The organism is Pseudomonas sp. ML96 (assembly GCF_000761545.1).
Classification (GTDB): domain Bacteria; phylum Pseudomonadota; class Gammaproteobacteria; order Pseudomonadales; family Pseudomonadaceae; genus Aquipseudomonas.
Map to the genome: position 1 here is coordinate 213,332 of NZ_JPMY01000046.1, position 15,924 is coordinate 229,255.

General features: G+C 68.1%; 18 protein-coding genes. 4 read left to right on the forward strand and 14 right to left on the reverse strand.

Annotation, left to right across the window (positions count from 1 at the left end; genetic code table 11):
• Positions 1 to 2 precede the first annotated feature (2 nt).
• The 10 genes from IP89_RS22420 to IP89_RS22465 form a co-directional block, all read right to left on the reverse strand.
• A complete protein-coding gene (locus IP89_RS22420; RefSeq protein ID WP_218186002.1) occupies positions 3 to 1,946 on the reverse strand; it encodes an ABC transporter permease in 1,944 nt (647 codons plus the stop codon).
• On the reverse strand, positions 1,943 to 3,109 hold the full coding sequence (locus tag IP89_RS22425) for an efflux RND transporter periplasmic adaptor subunit (protein ID WP_052081185.1): 1,167 nt from the start codon (positions 3,107 to 3,109) through the stop codon (positions 1,943 to 1,945). The genes IP89_RS22420 and IP89_RS22425 overlap by 4 nt, the downstream gene beginning before the upstream one ends.
• 29 nt (positions 3,110 to 3,138) lie before the next feature.
• Positions 3,139 to 3,465, reverse strand: a complete 327-nt coding sequence (locus tag IP89_RS22430; protein ID WP_043312240.1) for a DUF3325 domain-containing protein — start codon at positions 3,463 to 3,465, stop codon at positions 3,139 to 3,141.
• A 14-nt stretch (positions 3,466 to 3,479) separates the two neighbouring features.
• Entirely contained in the window at positions 3,480 to 5,123 is a 1,644-nt protein-coding gene (locus IP89_RS22435) for a PepSY domain-containing protein (protein ID WP_043312169.1), read from the reverse strand.
• A complete protein-coding gene (locus IP89_RS22440) occupies positions 5,120 to 5,404 on the reverse strand; it encodes a hypothetical protein (RefSeq protein WP_043312170.1) in 285 nt (94 codons plus the stop codon). The genes IP89_RS22435 and IP89_RS22440 overlap by 4 nt, the downstream gene beginning before the upstream one ends.
• A 189-nt stretch (positions 5,405 to 5,593) precedes the next feature.
• On the reverse strand, positions 5,594 to 8,101 hold the full coding sequence (locus tag IP89_RS22445; RefSeq protein ID WP_043312172.1) for a TonB-dependent siderophore receptor: 2,508 nt from the start codon (positions 8,099 to 8,101) through the stop codon (positions 5,594 to 5,596).
• Between the two features lie 102 nt (positions 8,102 to 8,203).
• Positions 8,204 to 9,157 (reverse strand): FecR domain-containing protein, encoded by a 954-nt coding sequence (locus tag IP89_RS22450; protein ID WP_156115113.1) that lies wholly within the window; start codon positions 9,155 to 9,157, stop codon positions 8,204 to 8,206.
• Positions 9,158 to 9,159: 2 nt separating this feature from the next.
• The gene (locus IP89_RS22455; protein WP_081963348.1) at positions 9,160 to 9,681 is read right to left on the reverse strand and encodes a sigma-70 family RNA polymerase sigma factor; all 522 of its coding nucleotides are present in this window, start codon (positions 9,679 to 9,681) and stop codon (positions 9,160 to 9,162) included.
• A gap of 77 nt (positions 9,682 to 9,758) precedes the next feature.
• Entirely contained in the window at positions 9,759 to 9,989 is a 231-nt protein-coding gene (locus IP89_RS22460; protein ID WP_043312174.1) for a DUF1161 domain-containing protein, read from the reverse strand.
• Between the two features lie 40 nt (positions 9,990 to 10,029).
• Positions 10,030 to 11,085, reverse strand: coding sequence for an aminopeptidase (locus tag IP89_RS22465; RefSeq protein WP_043312176.1), 1,056 nt, complete (start codon positions 11,083 to 11,085; stop codon positions 10,030 to 10,032).
• A 43-nt stretch (positions 11,086 to 11,128) separates the two neighbouring features.
• Here IP89_RS22465 and IP89_RS22470 point away from each other — a divergent pair, with 43 nt between their 5' ends.
• Positions 11,129 to 11,539: a lipoprotein gene (locus tag IP89_RS22470; protein ID WP_043312177.1), complete on the forward strand. Its 411-nt coding sequence runs from the start codon at positions 11,129 to 11,131 to the stop codon at positions 11,537 to 11,539.
• A gap of 39 nt (positions 11,540 to 11,578) precedes the next feature.
• Positions 11,579 to 11,992, forward strand: coding sequence for a hypothetical protein (locus IP89_RS22475; RefSeq protein ID WP_043312178.1), 414 nt, complete (start codon positions 11,579 to 11,581; stop codon positions 11,990 to 11,992).
• 4 nt (positions 11,993 to 11,996) lie between these two features.
• On the opposite strand, the gene IP89_RS22480 is transcribed toward IP89_RS22475, so the two are convergent.
• The 4 genes from IP89_RS22480 to IP89_RS22495 form a co-directional block, all read right to left on the reverse strand.
• The gene (locus IP89_RS22480; RefSeq protein WP_043312245.1) at positions 11,997 to 12,422 is read right to left on the reverse strand and encodes an OsmC family protein; all 426 of its coding nucleotides are present in this window, start codon (positions 12,420 to 12,422) and stop codon (positions 11,997 to 11,999) included.
• A gap of 73 nt (positions 12,423 to 12,495) precedes the next feature.
• Complete coding sequence (locus tag IP89_RS22485; protein WP_043312179.1) at positions 12,496 to 13,494, reverse strand: LLM class flavin-dependent oxidoreductase; 999 nt, start codon at positions 13,492 to 13,494, stop codon at positions 12,496 to 12,498.
• A gap of 102 nt (positions 13,495 to 13,596) precedes the next feature.
• Positions 13,597 to 13,821, reverse strand: a complete 225-nt coding sequence (locus tag IP89_RS22490; RefSeq protein WP_043312180.1) for a DUF1161 domain-containing protein — start codon at positions 13,819 to 13,821, stop codon at positions 13,597 to 13,599.
• A gap of 91 nt (positions 13,822 to 13,912) precedes the next feature.
• The gene (locus tag IP89_RS22495) at positions 13,913 to 14,128 is read right to left on the reverse strand and encodes a dodecin (protein ID WP_043312181.1); all 216 of its coding nucleotides are present in this window, start codon (positions 14,126 to 14,128) and stop codon (positions 13,913 to 13,915) included.
• A gap of 241 nt (positions 14,129 to 14,369) precedes the next feature.
• Here IP89_RS22495 and IP89_RS22500 point away from each other — a divergent pair, with 241 nt between their 5' ends.
• Together IP89_RS22500 and IP89_RS22505 are read left to right on the forward strand one after the other, a co-directional pair.
• Positions 14,370 to 14,888: a sigma-70 family RNA polymerase sigma factor gene (locus IP89_RS22500; RefSeq protein WP_052081186.1), complete on the forward strand. Its 519-nt coding sequence runs from the start codon at positions 14,370 to 14,372 to the stop codon at positions 14,886 to 14,888.
• On the forward strand, positions 14,885 to 15,841 hold the full coding sequence (locus tag IP89_RS22505; protein ID WP_043312182.1) for a FecR domain-containing protein: 957 nt from the start codon (positions 14,885 to 14,887) through the stop codon (positions 15,839 to 15,841). The genes IP89_RS22500 and IP89_RS22505 overlap by 4 nt, the downstream gene beginning before the upstream one ends.
• The last annotated feature ends 83 nt before the right edge of the window (positions 15,842 to 15,924 follow it).

Consider the following 15,924-nt stretch of genomic DNA (forward strand, 5'->3'; position numbering starts at 1 on the left):
GCTCATTCGCTGGCCAGGGCGGCAACCGGGTCGAGGGCGGCAGCGGTCTTCGCCGGCAGGTAGCCGAACAGCAGGCCGGTGCCCACCGCGCAGGCGAAGGCCAGCAGCATCGCCGACAGGGAGAAGATCAGTGGCACGCCGGCCACCAGCAGCGCGGCGCCGCCGATCAGGCCGACCAGCACACCGATGCTGCCGCCGACCAGGGTGACCAGCACCGCCTCGCCGAGGAACTGGCGGAGGATGTCGCGCTGGCGCGCGCCGGTGGCCATGCGCACGCCGATCTCGCGGGTGCGTTCGCGCACCGTCATCAGCATCACGTTCATCACCCCGATGCCGCCGACCAGCAGCGACACGGCGGCGATCAGGCCGAGCATGCGGGTCATGCTGTCCTGGGTCTCGGCCTCGGCCTGGACCTTGGCCGCAGCGTTGTCGACCTGGAAATCCTCGCGGCCGTGACGCGCCAGCAGCAGCTCGCGGGCGGCGGTCTCGGCAGCTTGCACCTGGTCGGTGGAGGCGGCGGTGAGCGCGGCGTACTCCGGCTCGGAAATGTCCTGGTAGACCCGCGCGCGCCCGGCGGCGTAGGGGATAAAGACCATCTCGTCGTAGTAGTCGGCGCCGGACTCGCGTCCCTTCTCGGCCATCACGCCGATCACCTCGAACGGCGCCTCGCCGATCAGCAGCTGCTTGCCCAGCGGGTTGGGCTCGTCGCGGAAGAAGAACTTGCGCGCCTTGTGGCCGAGCACCACCACCGGCGCCAGGTCCTGGTCCTCGGCGGCAGTGAAGAAGCGCCCCTCGGCCACCGGCCAGTGCTGGATCGCCGGCAGCTGCTCGTTGCTGGCGAACACATAGATGTCGCGCGAGGCGTTGCCGTACTGGACCATGCGCGGGTTGCCGATCACCGGGGTGAACAGGTCGATCTCCGGCAGGCGGCCGAGGGCTTCCAGGTCGCCCTCGCTGAGCACGCCCCAGGGGCCGCCCTCCGGCGGCTGCGCGGCGTACAGGTAGAGCGTGGTGGCGCCCATCGAGGCCATCTGCGCCAGGACCTTCTGCTTGGTGCCCAGGCCGATGGCCAGCATGACGATCACCGAGGCCACGCCGATAACGATGCCGAGCAGGGTCAGCGCGGTGCGGAAGCGGTTCAGCAACATCACCCGCCAGGCCGAGCGCAGCACCTCGCCGAGGGCGCTCCAACCGGCGCCGTGCACGCTCATGCCGTCGAAGCGTGGTGCCGGCAGGGCGGCCGGATTGGGCTGCGCACCGCTGTCGCCAATGATCGCGCCATCGCGGATCTCGATGACCCGCTGCGCCTGCGCCGCCACCTCGCGATCATGGGTGATCAGGATCACCGTGTGCCCGGCCGCCGCCAGCTCGCGCAGCAGCGTCATGACCTCGCGGCCGCTGTGCGAGTCGAGGGCGCCGGTGGGTTCGTCGGCAAGGATGATGCGCCCGCCGTTCATCAGCGCGCGGGCGATCGACACGCGCTGCTGCTGGCCGCCGGAGAGCTGGCCGGGGCGATAGTCCAGGCGCTCGCCCAGGCCCAGGCGGGTGAGCAGGGCGGCAGCGCGCTGGCGGCGCTCGTCGGCGGACATACCGGCGTACAGCGCCGGCACCTCGACGTTCTCGCAGGCCGACTCGGTGGCGATCAGGTGGTAGCCCTGGAACACGAAGCCGAAGGCCTCGCGGCGCAGCCAGGCCAGCTGGTCGGCGTCCAGTTCGGCGACGTCGTGGCCGGCGAAGTGGTAGCTGCCGGCGCTGGGCCGGTCGAGGCAGCCGAGCAGGTTCATCAGGGTCGACTTGCCGGAGCCGGAGCTACCGACGATGGCGACGAACTCACCGGCGGCGATGCGCAGGTCGATGCCGTGCAGCACCTCGACCTCCGGTGCGCCGTTTTCTCCCCCGTAGCGGCGGCGAATGCCGCGCAGTTCGATCAGTGGCGTGTCACTCACCACTGGAACCTCGACGGCGCGGGCGCGCGCTCGCCGGTGACCAGCAGCTCGCCCTCGCCCAGGCCGCTGACCACCTGGACGACTTGCCGGCTGCGCGCGCCGACCCGCACTTCGCGCGCGGCGGTGCGCCCGGAGGCTTCCAGCACTCGGGCGCTGAACAGGCCGGCCTGGCCTGCCACCGGCTGCAGCGCAGCCAGCGGCGCGGTCAGCACGTCATGTGCGGCGGCAGTGACGAAGGTGACCTGGGCGGTCATCTGCGGCATCAGCTCGCCGTCCTCGTTGTCCACGTCGAACAGCACGGTGTACTGCACCGCCTTGACCGTCTGCGGCACGGCGGCGGACTCGCCGGAGGCGCTCGGCGTCACCGGCGGCGACGGCAGTACCTGGCGCACCTTGCCGTGCCAGCGGCGACCATCGCCGCCGAGGGTGGTGAAGTACAGCGGCATGTCGACGCGCACGCGGCGGATATCGGCCTCGGAAACCTTGGTCCAGGCGGTCATCGCGCCAAGGTCGGCCAGGCGCAGCACGGTCGGCGTCTGGTAGGTGGCGTTGAGGGTCTGTCCCTGTTTGACGTCGACGCCGATCACCGTGCCGGCAATGGGCGCGTAGATGCGCGTGTAGCTCAGCTGTGCCTCGTTGCCACGTAGGCGCGCGCTGGCCTCGGCGATCTGCGCGCGCAGCTGGCGCAGGCGCGCCTCGGCGGAACGCAGGGTGGCGGCGGCGACCTGCACGTCTTCCTCGCGGGTCGCCTCGTCGGCGGCCAGGCGCTGCTGGCGTTGGTGCTGCTGGCGCGCCAGGTCGAGCTGCGCCTGCTGCTCGGCCAGTTGCGCGCGCAGGCCGTCGAGGGCCGCGCGGTCGGCCTCGACCGTGGCCTGGTGCAGGCTGGCGTCGATCTCGGCGAGCAGTTGCCCCTGTTTCACCTGGTCACCGGCCTGCACGTGCAGGCGGGTGATCTGCCCGGACACCTGGGCGCCGACATCCACCGACTCGCGCGGCTGCAGGGTGGCGATGGCGGTGACGCTGGCCTCGACGTCGCCACGGCCAATGGCCACGGTATCGTAGGCCACCGCGTCATCCCAGGACAGCCAGATCAGCGCCGGCACACCGAGGATCACGGCGGCCGCCAGGCCACGACGCAGGAGCGGGGGGAAACGCGAGGTCATCGACTACTTCTTCCTTGAACGGTGCCGGTTCAGCCGGCGCTCAACAACAGGACCGGCAGGCCGACGCCAGCCGCGACGGCGGCCAGCAGCGCGGCGATACGCGGGCGATAGGGCAGCAGCAGGACCAGGGTGAAGGCACCGACGCTGAGCATGCCGCACCAGACCACGGGGCCGACGGCGCTGCCCCAAATCTGTACGCACGGCCATACGGCCAGCGCCAGCAGCAGCCAGCCGGCCACGCGCAGCAGGCGCTGGCGGGTCGGCGCCTTGGCCTTCCACACCTGGGCATGGTGGCGATCCATGGCCAGGCACAGGCCGGCCATGCCGGCGTAGCACAGCGCGATGGCGAGGAGCACGGCGAGGGACAGGCTCATGCTTGCGCCTCCGTCACGGCGGCACGCTGGCGAGCACGCGCCGGCACGGCACGCGGCCGGGTGATGCGCCAGGCGCCCCACAGCGACAGGGCGCCAACGCCCAGAGCCACCAGCTCGACGCCAGCGCGCTCGCCGTCGCCGCGCTGCAGATACATCAGCAGGTGCTCGCCGACGCTCAACCAGTTGAGCAGCGGCAGCAGCAGGCACAGCGCGGCCAGCGCCAGCAGCTGCTCGACCCAGGCACGCGCCGCCGGGCGTAGGCCGGCGTGGACGAAGCTCAGCAGCCAGACGGCGAAGAACACCACGATCTCCCATTCCGGGCGGTCGGCGATGCCCAGCGGCAGCAGGCGGTTACCCCAGAAGAACGCCACGCAGGCGATGGACAGGCCGGTCAACGTGCCGACGTTGAGCACCTCGATCACCCGGTACACACGTGGCGTGGCGCTGCCGAACTCATTCAGCGAACGCTGGCGGCGCTTGACCATGAACAGCAGGGCGCCAGTGGCCAGCATGGCCGCGCCGGCCAGGCCGCTGAAGAAGTACAGCCAGCGCACCAGGTGGCCGCCGAACGCGGCGAAGTGCAGGTTGGCCATCACCGACTGCACGTCCTGCGCGGCGCCGCCACGCAGCTCGCCGGGCATCTGCACATCGGTCTGCTCACCCGTCACGCCGTTGAAGAACACCCGGCCGCCGCCATCGCCGAGCAGGCGGTACTCGCCCGGCTTCTCGATGAAGCGGCCGAACACCAGCACCGAGGCGCTGCTGTCGTTGGGGTGCTCGATGCTGACGAAGCTGGCCGGGCGCTGCAGTTGCTGTTCGGCACGCAACAGCAGCTCGTCGACCTTGGCCAGCGGCGCGGCGATGCCGGTGATTTCCTGGGCTTCCGGCTGGGTCAGCAGGTCGGCGAAGTAGGCTTCCTCGCTGTCGTAGTGGGCGACGATGCCGGCCGGCATGTACAGCGCGTAGAAGGTCGCCAGGCCGGTGTAGGCGATCATCAGCTGGAACGGCAGGCTCAGCACCGACAGCGCGTTGTGCGCATCCAGCCAGCTGCGCTGGCCCTTGCCCGGGCGGAAGGTGAAGAAGTCCTTGAAGATGCGCTTGTGGATGACGATGCCGCTGACCAGCGCCACCAGCATGGCCATGGTGAAGGCACCGACGAACCAGATGCCGGCGGTGCCGCCGTGGAATTCGAAGTGCATGTGCACGAAGTGGTGACCGCCTTCGCTGTCACGCTCGTGCGAGCCGTCCACCGGCTTGCCGGTCGTGGCGTCGATGCGGGTGTTGTGGAAGTTCTCCTGCGGGTCCTGCCAGAACAGGCGGATCGACGGGTCCTCGTCCGACGGCAGGCCGACGCCCCAGAAATGCGCGTCTGGCTGGTTCTCCTCGAACCAGGCACGGCCCAGGCGCATGGCGCCAGGACGGTCGAAACCATCGTCCATGCTGGTGTCGCCGGTGGCCTCGGTGGCCTGCGGCAGGTGCGGTTTCATCCAGCGGGTGATGGGCTCGTCGAACACACCCAGGCTGCCGGTGAGGAAGATCACGAACAGCACCCAGCACGCCCACAGCCCGCCCCAGGTGTGCAGCCAGGCCATGGCCTGGCGGAAGCCGCCCTCGGCGGCGCCACTCTCGACCTTGCTCATGCCTCACCTCCCAGCAGAATGCCGGCGCCGGTCAGCACCAGCGAAGCGATCAGCAGCACCAGCCAGATGCGCTTCAGGTTCGGCGTGGCGAAGGCCCAGACGATCACCGCGGTGTACACCGCGAAGCTGGTCAGCGAGGCGGCGAGAATCGCCTGGCTCTTGGGCAGCGGCAGCACCGCGCCGAGGAAGATCACGCAGGCACAGGTCAGCGCGTAGCCGCCGAGCAGGGCAGCCAGGGTGCGCGAGAGCAGTGCGCGTGAGCGGGGGGAAATCGATTTCATCGGCAAGCGACCATGGAAGCCGGGAACAGGAAAGCCGCCAGCAGAACCGGCGGCGAAGCGTGCGGGCGCAGATACAACGCAGTGGCCCACACTTAAGGACGGATAGACTCGGTAAAACCGGAAGCTCCACCCCTCGCCAACCTGTGACCGGATGTTTCGGCGGCGCCTGGCGCCGCCGCAACGAGCCGATCAGAAGTCCATGCGCAGGCCGAGGCTGGCGTTACGCGGAGCACCGTAGTAGCTGGAGCTGGAGCTGGTGTAGTACTCCTCGTCCAGCAGGTTGTTGAGGTTGAGGGTGGCACTGAGCTGCTCGGTGATCGGGTAGCGCGCCATCACGTCGACCACCGCGTAGTCGTCCTGGGTGAAGCGCACGCGCAGTGGACCAACCCCATCGCTGTAGATCTCGCTCTGCCAGTTGACCCCGCCGCCGACGGTCAGGCCATTGCCGACGCTACGCAGCACGTAGGTGGTGAACAGCTTGACGGTGTTCTGCGGGATGTTGGTGTTGAGCTTGTTGCCGTCGGCGTCCTGCACGATGTTGCGGCTGAAGCTGGCACTGGCCTGCCAGTCGGTGGCCAGCTCACCGGAGAGTTCCACTTCGAAGCCACGGGTCTTGGTGCCGGATTCGGCGCGGAAGGCAGCTTCCGTTGTACCCGGAATAAGTACCTCGGGCGTGATAGCAACCGCCAGGTTGTCCTGTTCAATCTGATACAGGGCCAAGCCAAGGTTCAGGCCACCATCGAAGAACGCCGCCTTGCTACCCACCTCATAGCCTTCGCCTTCCAGCGGGTCGATGTAGGCGCCAGTCACAGTCCGGTTGCTCTGCGGTTTGAAGATACTGGTGTAGCTGGCATATACCGACCAGATATCGTCGATGTCATAGACCACACCCGCGAACGGGGTGACCACGCCGGTCTCGCTACGCGAGCTGGCAGAGGTCTGCGTACCGGCGAGATTCTCGTACTTGACCGTGTTTTTCCAGTCGATCACCCGCGCGCCGAGGATGAACGACAGATCCTCGCTGGCACGCAGACGGGTGCTGGCGTAGGCAGCGCGCTGCTCTTCGCTGAAGTCCATGCGGCCATCCGACTGCAGATCGGGCTTGGCCGGAGTCTTGCCGTCCCAGGTGTAGATATTGTCGATCACCGGGAAACCACCGGTGACGGGATCAGTCCACCAGGAGTAGGTCGGGGTGTTGTAGTCGGTACGCTGCTGGCTGTAGCCGAAGGTGGCATCGTGCTCCAGACCGAACAGGTCGAAGTTGCCCGCCAGGTTCAGGTCGAAGCTGTTCTGTACCGGCTTGGCTTTCCAGCGGTTGGCATAGAACACGATCGAAGCTGGATCGGCTCCAGCCGCCCGGTTATTACCCCCGGCATAACCACTGAGCTCGTCGTATTCGCTACGACGATTATTCAGGCTCAGCTTGGCCTTCCAGCGCTCGGTCAGGTTGTGCTCGAGGATGGCGAAGGCGGAGACGGCGCTACGGTTGGAGTAGGCCCACTTGGCGGCGGCAGAGTCCGAATCGTCATGATCGGCCTTGGTGCCGTCGTTGTTGAACAGCGGCAGGCCGTTACGGGCATGACCGTCATAGTCGTCGGACTGCGAGTCCATGCCGAAGGTCAGCAGGGTGTCGGAGGTCAGGTCGGCCTCGATCACGCCATAGAGCACCTGCTTGCGCTCGCTGAGGCGGTCGACGTAGGAGTCGTTCTCCTGGTACGCGCCGACCAGACGGCCACGTACGTTGCCGCTCTCGGTCAGCGGGCCGCTGACATCAGCCTCGGTACGACGGTAATCCCAGGAGCCGCCGGTGACGCTGACGCTGCTCTTGAATTCCGAGGTCGGGCGCTTGCGGATCATGTTCAGGGTGGCGCCAGGGGTACCCACGCCGTTGGTCAGGCCGGTAGCGCCACGGATAACCTCGACGCGGTCGTACAGGACCATATCGTTGCTCTGCGCCGGGCTCTCGTAGTTGCTGTCGAGCAGCTGCACACCGTCGATCTGGTAGTTCTCGACCTTGAAGCCACGCGAGTAGATGCCGCTGTTGTCGCCACCGTTACCGCCACTCTGGCTGAGCGTCAGGCCGGGGGTCTGGCGCACCACGTCGGTGAGCTGGGTGAGGTTCTGGTCCTTCATGCGCTGGCTGGTGATCACCGAGACCGACTGCGGCGTCTCGCGGATCGACAGCGGCAGGCCGGTGGCGGTGCTGGTCGAGCCGGTGGTGTAGGAACCGGTGTCCTCGGTGGTCTCGCCCAGACCGGCACCGGTAATGCTGGTGGCATCGAGTTGCAGTGCCGAGCCGGCTTCCAGTGCCGGCAGCAACGAGTAGTTGCCGCTGGCCTGACGCGATACCTGCAGGCCGCTGCCGGACAGCAGGCGCTGCAGCGCCTCATCGGCGGACAGCTGGCCCTGCACGCCCGGCGATTGCAGGCCGCGCACGGTTTCCGGAGAGAAGGACACGCTGACACCGGTGGTGGCGGCGAAGCTGTTCAGCGCCGACTCCAGCGAACCCGCGGCAATTGCGAAATCGTGCTGCGCCGCCACGTTTTCTGCCCAGACCGGCTGCACCTGCACCAGGCCGGCGACCGGCAATGCCAGCACCGCGCCGAGCAGCGCGCGATTGATGGCCACGCCCAGCGGGCTGAGGCGGGGGGAGCTACGAAGCAACGAAGTACTGCGCGGAGCGGTCTGGCGCGACATGGAAGGTTCCTGGGAGAGGGTTGGCAGGGAGCGCACTACGGGCGCTTTCCTAACCAAGTCGAATGAGAAGCGAAATCAACAACACCCCAGGCAAAAATATTTTCACGCAGGCTCGATACGCACCCAGTAGCGGGTCATACGGCGCACCCGCAGCGGCAGGGTGCCGCTCAGGTTGTCCAGCACCGCATCGCTGTCGGCCAGCTGGAAGGCGCCGGAGATATGCAGCCCGGCCAGTGCCGGGTCGCAAGACAGCATTCCCGGGCGATAGCGCGCCAGCTCGTCGATGAAGCGCGGCAGCGGCCAGTCGCTGACCACCAGCATGCCGCGCAGCCAGGCATCGGCGTGCGCCTCCAGTGGCTCCACTGCGCCGCAGGCCGTGGCGCTGTACCACAGCTGCTGACCGGCCTCGACGCGCAGCGGTTGGTCCGGCGCATCCAGCGGGCGGACCTCGACGGCGTGCTGCAGCACGCGCACCTGGGTGCGTTCGCCGTCCTGGCGCACCAGGAAGCGGGTACCCAGGGCGCGGATGCTGCCCTGTTCGGTGTGCACCACGAAGGGTCGATCCTGGGCGTCCTTGGCGGTCTGCACATGGATCTCGCCACGGCGCAGGTGCAGTTCGCGCAGGCGCTCGCCGTAGCTGATGTCGAGGGAGCTGTCGCTGTTCAGGCGCACTTGGCCGCCGTCCTCCAGGCGCAGGCTGCGGCGCTCGCCAACGGCGGTGCACTCATCGGCACGCAGGCTGCGCATGGGCGCGGACTGCCAGCCGAGACCGGCCGCGCCGCCGCCGAGCAGCAACAGACCGAGCAGCTTGAGGCTGTCACGCCGGCGGCCGTTGACCCCACGCAGCGCGGCCGGGGCGACACCGTTCGGCAGGCCACCGAGCTTGCCCTGCAGGCGCTCCATGCGGCTCCAGGCCTGGCGATGCGCGGCATCGGCCTCCAGCCAGCGACGATGCGCCTCGCCGGTGGCGGCGCACTGCGGCGCAGCCTGCAGGTCCAGATGCCAGTTGGCGGCGGCCTGCAACACGGCCAGCGAGGGTTGCGCGATGCTGCCCATGCCTAGTCGCCCATCAGCAGCAGACATTGGGTGAGGCCACGCACCACATACTTGCGCACGGTATTAGTCGATACGCCCAGGCGCCGGCCGATCTCCACATGGCTGAGGCCGTCGAGCTGGGCGAGCAGGAAGATCTCGCGGCAACGCGGACCGAGGCCGTCGAGCAGGCGGTCGATCTCCAGCAGGGTCTCGATGATCAGCGCGCGCTCTTCCGGCGAGATATCCAGCGGCTCGGGCAGTGCGGCGAGGGCGTCGAGGTAGGACTGTTCGAGGGCGCGTCGGCGGAAGCCGTCGATCATCAGGCTACGGGCGATGCTGCTCAGATAGGCGCGCGGCTCGCGCAGGTCGAAGGCCTGGCGGCTGGAGAGCACGCGGACGAAAGTGTCCTGGGCCAGGTCGGCGGCATTCTCGGTGCAGGGCAGACGCTTGCGCAGCCAGTGACGCAGCCAGTCGTGATGCTCACGGTAGAGCACCTGCACGGCTTGCTGGGTGGCAATGTCGACGGCCTGATCGGGGGAGCGCAAGGAGAGAACCTAAATGATAATTCCTATCATTCATTCTCTTATGAAACGCCCCCTTCCCGCAAGCCAAAGCCGCGCCGTCAGTCGTTCTTCTGGTAGATGATCTTCTTGCTGCCGCCCTCGCAGCTGCCGACCACCATGTTGGCGTCCTCGACCTCGGCGACCGGCACGATTTCCAACGTATAGCTGGTGACGTTGGCGGCCTGGATCTTCACCTCGATCTCCTGCTTCAACTCCTCGCAGGGTTTGGGCGCGGCCATCGCCGCGTGGCACAGCAGCGTGGCCATGGCGGCCACTATCCAGCGCTTCATGCAGGCATCCTCGGGGCTCGATCAGGCAGTTCTAGCTGGGTTAGAGCAAGGCCGCCAGCGCCCGTTCCCGCTCGACCGCCGGCAAGCGGCCGATTTCTGCGGCGCGCCGATAGAACTCGCGCCAGTCACCATCCGCACGCTGGAACAGCGCGGCGAAGGCCTCCACCCACTGGTCGTAGAGGCCGAACGGCAGCAGGCGCGCGTTGTTCAGCGGCTGCGCCATCCAGGCGTCGTAGCGACGATCTCCGCCCCACTGAGCGTCGCGCAGGGTGCGGTAGTCGGCGCGCAGTCGTTCGAACTCGGCGGCCTTGCCGACGCGTTTCTGCGCAGCGTCGAGCGGCCCGGCGTAGAGCGCCTGCAGGCGCTCGCGGCTGGCCAGGATCAATTCGGTGAACTGCCGGCGCTGCCGTTCCTGATGGGCATCCGCCGCGGGCAGGCCGCGCGCGACGCGCCACTGCCGCAGCCCTTCCTGCTCGACGAAGCTGGCGAAGGACTCGTTGAACGCGGTGTCGTCTGCCACGTACAGCTGCTGGTGCGCCAGTTCGTGGAAGATCACCGCGGCTAGGTGCTCGTCGTCCCAGCGCAGCATGGTGTTGAGGATCGGGTCGTCGAACCAGCCCAGAGTCGAGTAGGCCTCGATGCCGGCCACATAGGTGTCCATGCCTTCGACCTGCAGCAGGGCGGCAGCGCCACGCGCACGGCCTTGCTGGTAGAAGCCGCGGTAGGCGACGCAACCGGCGATGGGGAAACAGTGGGTCAGCGGCGCCAGCGACAGCTCCGGGGTGGCGAACACATTCCACACCACGTAGGGCCGCCGCAGATCCGCGTACAACCGGTAGCTGCGGTTGTCCGGCAGGGCCAGCTCGGCGCTGGCGAAATCGCGCGCCTGCTGGGCCAGGGCCAGGCGTTGCTGCAGCTTGGGTTCGGTCTGTGGATCGGCGAGCAGCTCGGCCACCGGCTGGTGTGCGGCGAGCAGTTCGAGCTGGCCACGGCTGACCTGGGCGTAATAGTCGAGGCTGGCGCAACCGCTCAGCAGAACGCCAAGCAGCAGCGGAACCAGGCGCCGCGCGCGGCGGTCGAGTAGGGCGATAGGCATTTCCCGAGCCTATTGCATTGCCCCTCTGCCAAGGAAGCCCGCCATGCGCAAACTCTTCTGCTGCCTGCCCATCCTGCTCTCCGGCTGTTCGCTGATCATGCCGCTGCACGACCCCGACCAGGCCTGGGTCGAACTGCACGAACGCCAGGACGGCCGCCTGGAGGCGGTGCAGGTGGATGGCCAGGAACTGGAAGACGAGCGCTACTTCCAGGTACCACCGGGGCGCCACGAGCTGCAGGTGCGCCTGCGCTTCGAGGTGGCGCCCGGCGACACCGGCACGGCAGAGGCGCTGCCGCGCACCTGCCTGCTGACGCTCAACTACGCCGACTTCGCGGCCGGCCAGCGCTACCAGCTCAAGGCCGGCAGCCGTGGCTTCCGGCCCTGGGCGCAGTTGCAGGACGAGCACGGCGAGAAGCTGGCACGGGCGCGTGAGGGCCGCTGCGGCGCGGTCTGATCGGCGTTATGCTGAGGCTCTCGCCCCGGAGAACGCATCATGCGCCTGCCCCTGCTGCTATCCCTGCTCACCCTCGGCGCCTGCGCCAGCCCGCTGCCGCCGCACGACGCGGACCAGGCCTGGGTCGACCTCTGGGCCAGCGGCGCCGAACTGCTGATGGCGCACAAGCTCGACGGCAAGCAGACCGCCGACGGCCGCTACTTCCAGGTCAGCCCCGGCGCGCACGAACTGGAAGCACGCTACAAGTTCGAGGTCAGCCAGGGCGGCATCGGCAGCCTCACCGAGCCGCGCGAAGTGACCTGCTACCTGCGCGTGCGCTACGACAACTTCGTCGCCGGCCAACGCTACCGCCTGGAGGCCAGGCCACAGCTACTCAAGGCCCAGGGCTGGCTGTATGGCGAGGATCGCCAGGTGCTGGCCCGCGCCCAGGTGCTGCGTTGCGGCACTTTCTAACGGCCTAGTTGAGCAGCGTCGCCTGCAGGGTGATCTCGGCGTTGAGCACCTTGGATACCGGGCAGCCGCTCTTGGCCGCCTCCACCGCCTGCTCGAAAGCCTCGCGTGCGGCTCCCGGCACCTTGGCCGTCAGGGTCAGGTGCACGGCGCTGATGCGAAAGCCGTCGCCTTCCTTGTCCAGCGTCACCTCGGCCTGGGTCTCCAGGCTCGCCGCAGTCATCCCGGCATCGCCGAGCTGCTTGGCCAGGGCCATGGAGAAGCAGCCGGCATGGGCCGCGCCGATCAGCTCCTCGGGGTTGGTCCCCGGTTGGCCCTCGAAGCGGGTGTTGAAGCCGTAGGGGTTGTCCTTGAGGGCGCCGCTCTGGGTCGAGATGCTGCCCTTGCCATCCTTGATGCCGCCCTGCCAGCGGGCCGATGCCGTCTTCTTGATACTCATTGCCGCGTTCCTCTCGTTGGTGGCTACCAGTTGAGAGGAACGCGGCCGCAGCAAAGTTCGCCCTGTTTTAGCGCAGGCCGGCGGCGATCTCGAAGCTGCGCAGGCGGTGCTCGGGCTGGTACAGGTCGCAGGTGAAGATCAGCTCGTCGGCGCCGGTCTGCTCCAGCAGCACCTCCAAGCGCGCGCGCACCTTCTCCGGGCCGCCGACCACAGCCAGGCCGAAGAAGTCGCCCACCGCCTGCTGCTCGTGAGGCTGCCAGCGGCCGGCCATGCTCGCTACCGGCGGGCGCAGCACCAAGCTCTCGCCACGGATCAGGGCGAGGATGCGCTGGAAGGCGGTGGTGGCAAGGAATTCGGCTTCCTCATCGGTCGGCGCGGCGATCAGCGGCACGCCGATCATGGCGTAGGGCTTGTCGAGCACCGCCGAGGGCTGGAAGTTCTCGCGGTAGATGCGCAGCGCCTGGTGCAGGTAACGCGGCGCGAAGTGCGAGGCGAAGGCATAGGGCAAGCCCTTCTGCGCGGCGAGCTGGGCGCTGAACAGGCTGGAGCCGAGCAGCCAGATCGGCACCCCGCTGTCCACGCCCGGCACCGCCAGCACGCGCTGGCCGGGCTGGCGCGGGCCGAGCAGCTGCTCCAGCTCGGCGACGTCCTGCGGGAAATCGTCCGGGCTGCCCAGACGGTCGCGGCGCAGGGCGCGGGCGGTGGCCTGGTCGGCCCCCGGCGCGCGGCCCAGGCCCAGTTCGATGCGCCCCGGATAGAGCGCGGCCAGGGTGCCGAACTGCTCGGCCACTACCAGCGGCGCATGGTTGGGCAGCATCACGCCGCCGGAGCCCAGGCGCAGTGTTTCGGTATTCGCCGCCAGGTAGCCAAGCAGCACAGCGGTGGCGGAACTGGCGATGCCCTCCATGTTGTGGTGCTCGGCCACCCACATGCGCGAGAAGCCGAGCTTCTCGATGTGCCGCGCCAGGTCGAGCGAGCGCTGCAGGGCAGGGCCGGCGCCGACATCGTCGTCACGCATGGGCGCCAGGTCGAGAACGGAGAAAGGGGTGTTGGACAGCTTGCTCATCGGAGGCCTCCTGAGGTCATGCAACCCATATGGGGCCATCCAGCGCAAATGAAAAGGCCGGCGCCCCTGACGAGGCTCCAGCCCGACGAGCGCGGCGGCGAATCAACCGCGCTGGTAGGCGATTTCCTTACTGCCGGCCTCGCAGCTGCCGACCACGGTCTTGTCACCGGCGCCACCCTTGTCGACCACTTCCAGGGTGTAGGCGGCGACGCCTTTTTCCTTGAGCTTGGCGTCGATCTCCGCCTTCAGCTCGTCGCAGGGTTTGCCGGCGGCCAGGGCCGAGCCAGCCAGAGCGAACAGGGCGATGCCCAGAGTCAGTCGCTTCATCTTCAACACTCCTTCGTTGGTAAATGCACGGGACCATCCGCCCCGGACCGGGCAAGCCTAGCCCAGGGCCACCGGGAAAACCGTGCGGTGCTCAGCTGTTGCTGATACGGAAGCCGACCTTGAGGTCGACCTGATAGTGGGCCACCTTGCCGTCAACGATATGACCGCGGGTCTCGATGACCTCGAACCAGTCCATGTTGCGCACACTCTTGGCGCATTCGGCCAGGGCATTGGCGATGGCATCCTCGATGCTCACCTTGGAGGTGCCGACGACTTCGATCTTCTTGTAGGTGCGATGATCGGACATGAAGCTCTCCTTGTTGCGAACGGGGTACGGCGCTCGCAGTTGTGGCCCGCCAACGGCGGATTAAGTTCAGATTAGCTGCCCTCGCGAGGTGTGCCGCGGTACCTGCATGCCCTGATCGGGGCCCTGGGTATCTCGCCTCCGATCCAAACCCACTCAGCGCACAGACATTCCCAAAACGCTCATTCACCCCGTAGACTTGCGACAAGTTCTTATTTGCACTCGATTCATGGGAAGAATGGGCATGACCATCGGGGCCTCTGACGCGCCAGCCGGCACGCAGCTGGATGCGCTCTACCGCGACCATCACGGCTGGCTGCAGGGTTGGTTGCGCAAGCGCCTGGGCGACCGCGAGCGCGCCGCCGACCTGGCCCAGGACACCTTCCTGCGTCTGCTGGTGACCCGGCGCATGCCCGAGCTGAGTGAGGGTCGCCGCTACCTGGCGCAGATCGCGCGCAACCTGGTCATCGACCAGTGGCGCCGCCAGCGCATCGAACAGGCCTACCTCGACACCCTCGCGGCGCTGCCGGAACCGGAAACGCCGTCGCTGGAGACCCATGCCATGATCATCGAGACCCTGCTGCAGATCGACGCCATGCTCGATGCCATGCCGAGCAAGGTGCGCGAAGCCTTCATGCTGGCCCAGTTCGAGGGCCTGGGTTACGCCGAGATCGCCGAACGCCTGCAGGTCAGCGTCAGCTCGGTGCAGAAGTACATGATCCGCGCCATCGCCGCCTGCTATCAGGTGCTGTACGCCGAATGAACACCGACAACCACGCACCCATCGCCCCCGCCATCGTCGAGCAGGCCAGTCACTGGCTGATGCTGCAGTGGGACGGCCAGCTGGTTGGCGAACAGCAACGCAGCTTCGCCGCCTGGCAGGCCGCCAGCCCCGAGCACCAGCGCGCCTGGCAACGCATGCAGCAGCTGCAGCAGACCCTGGCCAGCGTGCCGGGGGAAACCTCGCGCGCGGTACTGCGCCAGATGCCGGACGCGCGTCGGCGGCAGACGCTCAAACTGCTCGGCCTGCTGCTGATGGCCGGCGGCAGCGGCTATGTGGCGCAATCGCAGCTGCCCTGGCGCGAGGCCATGGCCGACCTGCGCAGCGGCACCGGCGAGCGCCTGCAACGTACCCTGGCCGATGGCAGCCAGCTGAGCCTGAACAGCGCCAGCGCGGTGAACATCCTGTTCGGGCCGGGCGAGCGCCGCCTGCGCCTGCTCACCGGCGAGCTGCTGCTCGATAGCGGCAAGGACCCGGCTGGCCGGCCGCTGATCGTCGAGACCGGCGCCGGCGAGATCCAGGCCCTGGGCACGCGCTTCTCGGTCTACGAAGTGGACGGTGGCAGCCGCGTCGAGCTGTACGACGGCGAACTGGAGCTGCGCCCCCGCAGTGGCCCGATCACCCGCCTGCAGGCCGGGCAGAGCCGCTGGTTCTCCGCCACGCGCCTCGGCCCGCTGACGGTGGCCAATGCCAACCACGCGGCCTGGCAGCAGGGCCGGCTGATCGCCGAGCGCATGCCACTGGGCCAGTTCCTCGGCGAACTGTCACGCCACCGCCCCGGTGTGCTGCGCTGCGATCCGGCAGTCGCCGGGCTGGAGCTGACCGGGGTATTCCCGCTGGCCGACACCGACCGTGTGCTGGCCGCCCTGCAACAGTCGCTGCCGATCCGAGTGAACAGCCTGACCCGCTACTGGATCACCGTCGGCCCCGCCTAGGTTGAAGAACGCTGCGCGGGCCCACCCGCGCCCTGAAAATTTTTCTGCAGGCTCTTGTCGGTTTCGCCGTCTCGCTCGGGATA